Here is a 7,635-nt window from a genome sequence, read left to right on the forward strand (position 1 = left end):
GCGCCGCAATCATGCTCGAAGGCGCGCTGCTTGGCATCTTGGGCCCGCAAGGCCGCCTCCTCAGCCCGCCGTGCCAGCTCCTTGACCTCCTCGGCCTGGCCAAGCGCCTCTTCGCGGGCCTGCTTGGCGCCGTCATCCTCCTGCGGCGCCCGGATATCCTCGGCGGAATCGGGGACCAACAGGGCAAGCGCCGTGTAGTCGGACCCTTTCGAGCCGTTTCCCTGCGCCACCGATGCCGCGCCGGCGGCCGCCAAAAACGGAAGGGCCTTCTGAACGCGCGTCAATCCCTCGGAAGCGGTCCTGGAGAACGAATCTCGGGCGTCGGCCACGCGGGCGCCGGCTTCGAGCAGCTTGGCGCCTGCGCCCTGGCCGCCGGGAACGCAGCACGCGACGATCCCCAAGCCCGTGGACGTCAAGCTGGTCAACGACAAGGACAGGGCCACGGAATCGCACACGCGCACCGCCACCATGAACTCCGCGACCACGTTACCCGCCGCAAGCGCGCCGGCATCGGCCACCGACTGCACGCGCGATGACACGGATTGGATCCGGTACACCTGAGCCGACGAGAAGATCATCGACAACGCCAGCAGAAGCGACACCACCATGCCGACCGTGGTCATCCCGTCCTCATCCCGCAGGGCGAACACCTGCGCCATCCTGCGCGATACGCTCATAGCCATGCTCCTATCCAAGCTCTGGGATCAAGCCCCTGCGGGCTGCCCGCAACCCAATCGGGCTGCGTCGCCCGCTCGCAACGCGCTTTTACCGTCAACAGCCCATCACCGTCCGTCATGCCGAGCAGCACGGCACCCGCATCCAAAAACGGCAGCGGCTCGACCTTGCCGACGATCTCCACGCTCACCTTCTCGGAGCGCTCATCCCCTTGCACGAACACCTCCCAGCTGCAACCTCCCTCGTGCACGTGAAAGCAAGGGACGGGCGGGATAGCGCCCAGCCTATGGCGAACGAACGCCTCCACGGCCTGCGACGAATCGCCCACGGCATCGGTCTTGACGGCGGCAAGCCTGCACGCGTCGCTTGCCGCCGCCTGCATGACCATCCGGTCGTACAGGACCATGCCCGGCTGCACGGACAGCAACAGCACCGTGAACAGGACCGGGATGAGAAACGCGGCCTCCACGGTAGCCTGCCCGCGCTCGTCTGCGCGCAAAACGCCCAATCACGCCTCCTTGCAATCTCGAAAGCTAGTACAGCACCGCATCCGCCAGCGCCCCGGGCAACGACCCCGTCACGCAGTGGGATGCGCACGACAGCGCGTGCTCCACCAACGACCCCGCCGAAACGCTGCGCCAAAGCGCGCCCATCCCAAGCACGACCGAAAGGAACGCCACGGTGACCAGCGCGAACTCGACCGTCGCCTGACCCGCGCAATCACGCATCGCGATTCGCCTACAAACTGTTGATGCCGTCGGCGATCGCATCCCACAGCTCCTGCAGCTTCGGCCGGAAAACCGTTATGGCGATGATGGCTATCACCACCAACACGCCGACCAAGATGGCGTATTCCGTCGTTCCCTGCCCGTCCTCGCCGCGCCGAAGGCGGGCAACCTTGCACGCGGCCTTCGCCAGCGCCCGGCGATACGCATCCATAACCGTTCGAATCATGCCTACATCCCTTCCATAAGCTCCAACAACACGGGCCCGAGCACCAAAAGCAGCATGGCGGGCAAGATCAGCGTGCCGGTGGGGATCATCATCTTCACGGGAGCTTTCGCCACCCGCTCCTCCACCTGCGCCTTTCGCGCCGCACGTGCCTGCTCCGCCGACTGCTCCAGCACCTCGCCAAGCGACGTGCCGAACCGCAGCGAGCGGATGATGGCCGACACCGTGCGCGAGAACAGCGGGTTGTCATACCCTTGCGCCAAAGCGCGCAAAGCGTCTTGACGAGTCGTAAGCCCCGCTTCCCACGACCTTTGCGCCGCGGCGCACTCGCGCGCCAGCCCGTCATCGAAATGCCCCGTGTACAGCTGCAGGCTGCGGTCGAACGAAAGCCCGCTGCGCACGCCGAGCGCCACCACCTCCAGCATCTCCGACATGCTGCGCTCGAGCGCCTGGGCACGCAGGCGCCGGGCGCCGCGAACGACACGCCCGGGCGCAGTCGCGCCCGCGATGCCGCCCGCCACGCAACCGAGCACCGCAAGCTCATTCGACGCCGCGCAGCCCAGCAGCGCCCCCGCCGCGGCCCCCGCCGCGGCAAGGCGCACCGCGCCCTCGCAACACGCCTGGGCCGACACCGTCCCGCCAAGACCGGCCTTGCCCACCTGCTCCTCGAAGCGCGCATGCGCGCCGCGCAATGCGCCGACTGGCAGCACCGGGCGAGTAACCCGCAACGCCAATCGCCTGCTCAAACTCTCCAGATACGAAAGGCATGCGCCCGCCTGCACGCCGCCTTGCGCACGAGCGCCATCGGGCGCGCGGGCCCTTGCCGCGCGGGCTCGGCGAACCGACTGCGCGCCCGCCCAGCCCATGCACGCGCCCGACGCCGCGCCTAGAACCGTCGCGATCGCGGGCAGCACCGCCGCATATGCCATCACGACACCTCCACGTTCAACATGCGGCGCACCGCCAACACGCCTGCAACCTCCATCGCGCACGCCAAGCCCAACAGGCCCAATCCCAGCGGGCTTTGCAGAAACGGATCCAGAAACCCTTTGCTCACCAGCGAGAACACCGCAACCAGAGCGAACGGCATCACCGTGACCACGCGCGCCGACAACCTCGCCTGGGCCGTCTGCACCCGCAAGGCGCGACGTAGCGCCAGCTCTCCCTCCACCGTCTCGCGCGCCGCCTCGAGCACCGGGCGCATGCTGCCGCCCGCCTGGTGCTGCACGTCAAGCGCCACCGCCACGAACGCCAGTTCCGACCTGCTCCCGCCCGTGCGCAGCGCCCCTAAGGCCTCGCTCGAGCCATGGCCCGTCTCAAGAAGATGCGCGCAGGCGGCGAACCTCTTTCCCAACGGGCCCTTTATCTCGCCCGCCAGCTGCTGGAACGTCTGCAGCAGCGAAAAGCCCGCCTGAAAGCACGACCCCATGGCATGGAGCGCATCGGGCACCGCCTCGCGCAACGCCTCCTCCTGGCGATCGCGCCAGCCATGGATGCGCGTCACTGCCACGGCACATGCCAGGACCGCCACCGCAACGCCGGCGAACGGCGAAGCCGACACCAGCCCCACGCAAACCGCCATCGCCGCAGCCGCCGCAACGGCAAGCGAGCACAGGCTGCGCGGCGTGCAAGCCACCCCGCGCCCCTGCAGCGCCGCCTGGGCATCTCCCGCAAGAGCGGCCACCTTGGGCACGGAAAGCAAGCGTCGGGCAACGCCGTCGGCGCAGCGCACGCCGTTGCGCGCAAGGTGATGCCCGATGCCGCCTTCGCCCGCCCTCCGGCGCCGGGTGCGCCGCAACGCGGCCTGCACGCACAGCGCGCCGCCGAAGAACGCGGTTACGGTTGCCGCCGTCCCGAACACGCCAGACGCTTCCATTCCAATACCTCCTCCCCATCAAGCCCGATGGTTTCGGGCAGGTCGTCCACCCAATCGGGAAGGGCCTGCCACGACCCCGCCTCTTCGGGAGAACGCCGCTCGAACAACGTCCTCACGCTACAGGCTCGCGCCCTTTGGTCGCACACAAGCTCCGACACATGGGTCACGCATCGCCTGCCGCTGAGCGCACGCGACGTCTGCACCACCACGTCGAACGCGCTCGCCGCGTTCGCCTCGATGACGTCCACGGGCAGATCGACGCCGTAGCGCACCATGGTCACCACGCGGGAAAGCACATCGCGCGGAGAATTGGCGTGCAACGTGGTGAGCGACCCGTCGTGCCCGGTGTTCATGGCGGTGAGCATATCGACCGCCTCGGCGCCGCGGCACTCGCCCACCACGATGCGGTCGGGGCGCATGCGCAGCGCGTTGATCACCAGCTCGCGAATGGTCACCTCGCCCGCCCCCTCGGCATTGCGCGGGCGCGCCTCCAGGCGCACCACGTGCGGATGCTCGAGAAAGCGCAGCTCGGCCGTATCCTCGATGGTCACGATGCGCTCACCTGCGGGAATGCAGCACGACAACGCGTTGAGCAACGTGGTCTTGCCGCTGCCCGTACCGCCCGCCACCACCACGTTCTTGCGCGCAAGAACCGCCCACTCTAGAAAGCGCCGTAGATGCCCGTCGATCGAGCCGAAGCGCTCCATCTCCTGCAGCGTTATCACGCGCTGCGTGAACTTGCGGATGGTGACGATGGGCCCGTCGGGCGCAAGCGGCGGGATGACCACGTGCACGCGATGGCCTTCGGGCATGCGGGCGTTGACCATAGGCGACGACTCGTCCACGCGCCTGCCCAACGGCCCGAGCACGCGATCGATGAGCGCCCGAAGCTGCGCCTGGCTCGAGAACGCCCGGTCGCTGCGCACAAGGCGCCCCTGCCGTTCGAAGAACACGTCGCCGGGGCCGTTCACCATGATCTCGGTGATGGTCGGATCGACCAGCAACGGCTGCAAAGGGCCGAAGCCGAACACCTCGTCGATCAGCTGCTCGGACAGCCGCGATCTGCGCAAGGCGTCCGCCCCCTGCCACACGGGCAATGCGAACGCCTGGCGGCACGCCCCTAAAAGCTCGCTTCGCGCCCGCGCCGGCTCGAAGGCCATCAACGCCGCTATGTCATCCACCGACACGAACAGGCGCACGTCCTCCTTCAAGCGCGCAAGCGTCGCTGTGGGCACATGGCTTTCGCCGCCGCCCGCGCCCAACGCCTGCGCACGCTCGGCCAGCGTCATGATCAGGCCTTCTTACGTTTGCGCAAGCGCTTTCCGCGCAGGAAGGGCATGCCCGATCCCTCGCGAGAGGACGCCGCGGCAGCCGACACGCCAGGCAATATCTCTGCCATAAGCCCCTCGATGCCTTCGAACAGCTCGTTGCGCGAGTCGATCAGGTCGCCCACCAGCCCCGCCGCCAGAAGCTCCTCCACATCGGCGCCGCCGTCGGGCAGCTCATGCACATGAGCACCCTTCAACGCGCACGATACGTCCATCGACGACAGCGGCGCCCCCTTGCCGCAGCCGTTCAACGTGAACAGGAACGGGTTGACGGCTATGCCGCATCGGGCGCACAGGTCGAGCGCGCGCTGCGCCGCATGCACCGAGGTGGCTCGCTGATCGATCAAGAACAGCGCCTTCGAGCTGCGCTCCAACAGCACCGCATGCTGTTCGGCCCACGCGCCGCCCGTGTTCGCCACGATCACGTCGAAGCGTTCTCGCACGGCATCCAGAAGCGCCGGCGCCTGCGCCACCACCGCCTCGGCGGCATCCACATGCTCCGGAGCAGCCAGCAGCGCAGGAACCTTCCCCTCGCAGGCAAGCTGGGCCAGGCGCTCGGGCCGGGCAAGCACCTCGTCGATGCGCAGGGGCTTTTTCACGCCCATGAGCTGCGCCATATCGCCGAACTGCAGGTCGAAGTCGAGCAGCAGCGTGCGCAGGCCCAGCCCTTGGGCAGCATGCGCCGCAAGCAACACAACCGCGCTTTTCCCCGCGCCGCCGCTGCCGCTCACCACCGGCAGCAAAAACCCTTTTGCCGCAGGATGCTGAGAGTCTGCGGTCGACGAGGAGCTTCCGGAGATCCCCAACCCCGATGCCGTCCCATAAGGGGAAACGGACGTCACCAAGGCCTTCGCGGCCGATGGGGCGGCAAAGGCCGTCTGGGCGCTCGCGGGCGCAAGCGATCCACTACTCGGCTGCATCCCCGCAGAAGGAGCCATCGCCCCCGCAGGCACGCCCGCCCGCTCAAGCGCCCCCGGAAAGCCGGCCGCAGGCATCACGGTCGTTCCATACGGGGAAGCGGCCGAGGGCGCAACACCGAACGCCGCCTGCTGCGACGTTGCCGCTTCCCCCGCCGGCGTGCAGACGGCTCCGGAACCGATTCCCGCCTGCAGCTGAGCCGCCCGCGTGGCTGCCTGCTTGCACTGCGCATATCGTTCGACGAAGGCCTGCCTGGTCAACGACGCATCCACGCCCGCCGCGGTCGTCCTAGACCGAAGCGACCCCGATTCCTGCGCCGTCAGCATGCACACGCGTCTATCGGCGCGATCGCGTTTCAACGCCGCCGCAAGGTTGATGGGGGCCACATCCGCACAGGAAACAACCCACACCTCCTGCACGCTCAAGGCGTCGCGCAACGCTGCACGTGCTTGCTCGGCGGACGTGAACGGCATGAGCCACTGCTGCGCAAGCAGGTTCTCCCCCTCAAGGCCCAACAGCTCCGGATGCCGGAAGCATTCCTCATCGGCGCACAGCGCCACCAACGGCATGGACATCCCTTCTCCTTCCGTTTGCCTCAAAACAGCTCTCACCTCGCATCCGCACCGGGCAGGGTCAGGTACAGCTCGGTTTTCTGAGCCGCCGACACAAGCTCCTCCACCTGGTTCGGGTCGACGGCAAGCGTCACCCACGTCACCTTCGAGGCCGACCCCGATGCCTGCCGATCGTCCGTTCCGGCGCTGGTGGCCAGCACGCTCACGCCCCGCGCCAACGCTTGCGTGGCAGCGCTCCCCGTGGCGTACACGTCCACCGACGAACCTGCCGCAACCGCGCCGCCCACCGCCTGCACATCCTTGGCGGGCACGCTGATCGCCACCTTTCCGTCAGGCACGTCTATGGCCGCCGAGGCGGCGCCGAACCTTCTTGCGGAAAGAACCTCTCCGGAAAGCACCGTGGAAGACGCCTTCAATCCCACAACCTCCGATGCTTGCCGCACTGCTTCGGGCGGCAAGAGGTCGGCAACCCACAAACGCGTCTCGATAGCCCCCGAGTCCACTGTTTCACCTGCGGCTATGTCGCGTTTCGCCACACACACCTCCACCTGATCGCCGCCGTAGCGCGCCAGGGCGTCGGCGCGGGCGCGCTCCGCCTCGCCGCGCACCGACTGGGTGTACCCGAGCACGCACAACGCGCACAGCACGCCGCATATCGCACCCGCCGCAGCGGTCTTGTTCCGTCTCATGCGCACCTCCTTCGCTTCGCAACATCCAGTATGGGAACGCCATCTTGCGAAACCCTTGCCGGCAACGCCGTCTCTTGTCCCCAGAACCTTGCAGGCCCGTCCGATCCGAGGCCATGCGAAACCCGCTCGCCCGCCCTAAGCGCTTACGGAAACACGCAATCCCGCACCGCGAAGCCTCGCAATAGACGATTCCTCGACGATCACGGCTCCCGCGCCTCAACAAAACTTGTGGCAGACAGCCCCTTACGCATTCGCGAACCTCCACGGCGATGCAAGCCGTATGAAGCAATGAAATCCCCCGGAATGCGAAAAACCCGCCGACTCGAAGGACAAACTCGGGCAAGCCCAACGGCATCGACGGGTTGTGCAGTATTTGCGAAAGCGGGTTTCTTATGCGACAATAAGCGTCACCCATTCAGGGGATTCAACCGGCCGGTTGGCGCAGCGGGAGCGCAGGTGCCTTACAAGCACAAGGTCACAGGTTCAAATCCTGTACCGGCCACCATTAAAACTGCAGGTCAGACGTTTTTCGTCTGACCTTTTCTTTTAGGCTTATAGGACAAAAAGTGTGTCCAGTTTTGGGCGTTGACGCAGGTCAACGCCCATTTTTTATTGAACAAGTCAAA

At 67.0% G+C, this 7,635-nt stretch carries 8 protein-coding genes, 1 tRNA gene and 1 pseudogene; 1 reads left to right on the forward strand and 9 read right to left on the reverse strand.

Features of this window, described 5'->3' with window-relative positions; genetic code table 11:
* From Q0H50_RS07280 to cpaB, 9 genes and pseudogenes are all read right to left on the reverse strand, one after another.
* Positions 1–677 (reverse strand): annotated as a pseudogene (locus Q0H50_RS07280) (hypothetical protein); the annotation flags it as partial.
* The gene (locus Q0H50_RS07285; protein WP_294420939.1) at positions 674–1,183 is read right to left on the reverse strand and encodes a TadE family protein; all 510 of its coding nucleotides are present in this window, start codon (positions 1,181–1,183) and stop codon (positions 674–676) included. The pseudogene Q0H50_RS07280 and the gene Q0H50_RS07285, both read right to left, overlap by 4 nt.
* Positions 1,184–1,208: 25 nt before the next feature.
* Positions 1,209–1,403, reverse strand: a complete 195-nt coding sequence (locus Q0H50_RS07290) for a TadE/TadG family type IV pilus assembly protein (RefSeq protein ID WP_294420941.1) — start codon at positions 1,401–1,403, stop codon at positions 1,209–1,211.
* Between the two features lie 10 nt (positions 1,404–1,413).
* Positions 1,414–1,614 carry a hypothetical protein gene (locus Q0H50_RS07295; RefSeq protein ID WP_294420950.1) on the reverse strand — a complete coding sequence of 67 codons (201 nt, stop codon included), beginning with the start codon at positions 1,612–1,614 and terminating at the stop codon, positions 1,414–1,416.
* Between the two features lie 17 nt (positions 1,615–1,631).
* Complete coding sequence (locus Q0H50_RS07300; protein ID WP_294420952.1) at positions 1,632–2,555, reverse strand: type II secretion system F family protein; 924 nt, start codon at positions 2,553–2,555, stop codon at positions 1,632–1,634.
* Positions 2,555–3,502: a type II secretion system F family protein gene (locus Q0H50_RS07305; RefSeq protein WP_294420943.1), complete on the reverse strand. Its 948-nt coding sequence runs from the start codon at positions 3,500–3,502 to the stop codon at positions 2,555–2,557. Before Q0H50_RS07305 ends, Q0H50_RS07300 begins: the two co-directional genes overlap by 1 nt.
* Positions 3,463–4,791: a CpaF family protein gene (locus Q0H50_RS07310; protein ID WP_294420944.1), complete on the reverse strand. Its 1,329-nt coding sequence runs from the start codon at positions 4,789–4,791 to the stop codon at positions 3,463–3,465. Before Q0H50_RS07310 ends, Q0H50_RS07305 begins: the two co-directional genes overlap by 40 nt.
* A gap of 2 nt (positions 4,792–4,793) precedes the next feature.
* A complete protein-coding gene (locus Q0H50_RS07315; RefSeq protein WP_294420946.1) occupies positions 4,794–6,323 on the reverse strand; it encodes a hypothetical protein in 1,530 nt (509 codons plus the stop codon).
* Positions 6,324–6,355: 32 nt separating this feature from the next.
* The gene (cpaB, locus tag Q0H50_RS07320) at positions 6,356–7,009 is read right to left on the reverse strand and encodes a Flp pilus assembly protein CpaB (RefSeq protein ID WP_294420948.1); all 654 of its coding nucleotides are present in this window, start codon (positions 7,007–7,009) and stop codon (positions 6,356–6,358) included.
* A 430-nt stretch (positions 7,010–7,439) separates the two neighbouring features.
* Between cpaB and Q0H50_RS07325 the strand changes: the two genes are divergently transcribed.
* Positions 7,440–7,514 (forward strand) — tRNA-Val (locus Q0H50_RS07325).
* Positions 7,515–7,635 lie beyond the last annotated feature (121 nt).

The sequence above is a fragment of the uncultured Senegalimassilia sp. genome, assembly GCF_934632265.1.
Taxonomy (GTDB): Bacteria; Actinomycetota; Coriobacteriia; order Coriobacteriales; family Eggerthellaceae; genus Senegalimassilia.

What these genes read in the sequence shown, in the direction of transcription:
- Q0H50_RS07315 (WP_294420946.1), bottom strand. Translation starts at nt 6,323, where the DNA reads ATGTCCATGCCGTTGGTGGCGCTGTGCGCCGATGAGGAATGCTTCCGG.
- Q0H50_RS07310 (WP_294420944.1), bottom strand. Translation starts at nt 4,791, where the DNA reads ATGACGCTGGCCGAGCGTGCGCAGGCGTTGGGCGCGGGCGGCGGCGAA.
- Q0H50_RS07300 (WP_294420952.1), bottom strand. Translation starts at nt 2,555, where the DNA reads ATGGCATATGCGGCGGTGCTGCCCGCGATCGCGACGGTTCTAGGCGCG.
- cpaB (WP_294420948.1), bottom strand. Translation starts at nt 7,009, where the DNA reads ATGAGACGGAACAAGACCGCTGCGGCGGGTGCGATATGCGGCGTGCTG.
- Q0H50_RS07290 (WP_294420941.1), bottom strand. Translation starts at nt 1,403, where the DNA reads ATGCGTGATTGCGCGGGTCAGGCGACGGTCGAGTTCGCGCTGGTCACC.
- Q0H50_RS07305 (WP_294420943.1), bottom strand. Translation starts at nt 3,502, where the DNA reads ATGGAAGCGTCTGGCGTGTTCGGGACGGCGGCAACCGTAACCGCGTTC.
- Q0H50_RS07295 (WP_294420950.1), bottom strand. Translation starts at nt 1,614, where the DNA reads ATGGATGCGTATCGCCGGGCGCTGGCGAAGGCCGCGTGCAAGGTTGCC.